The sequence below is a fragment of the Streptomyces sp. NTD91 genome (assembly GCF_059510455.1).
The window spans coordinates 1-283 of sequence record NZ_JCAJZW010000193.1 but is presented as its reverse complement, the minus strand read 5'-3'; the positions used below and the strand labels follow the sequence as shown (position 1 = coordinate 283).

At 63.3% G+C, this 283-nt stretch carries 1 pseudogene; it reads left to right on the top strand.

Annotated elements, in window-relative coordinates:
• Positions 1 to 159: 159 nt before the first annotated feature.
• Positions 160 to 283: pseudogene (locus AC5WRT_RS39195) on the top strand (IS5/IS1182 family transposase); the annotation flags it as partial.

The window sequence follows — 283 nt, the reverse complement described above, 5'->3', positions numbered from 1 at the left end:
GGACCCAACGGGCACGGGCCGCAAGCGATGGACCATGCGCTGGAAGGCACCCCTGAACGCCTTCCAGATCGCCTTCCAGATCGCCTTCGAGGGCCGTCTCACCCCCAGCAACAACTGACACCTCAACAACCAAGATCAGCCGTTAAGTTGACACACCCGGTCCTGGATGAACTCGGCTCCCGTGGCGAACTCGACTGGTCCCGCTGTGCGATCGACTCGGTGAACGTGCGGGCGCTGAAAAGGGGGAGCTGACGGGCCCGAATCCTGTCGACCGGGGCAAGTA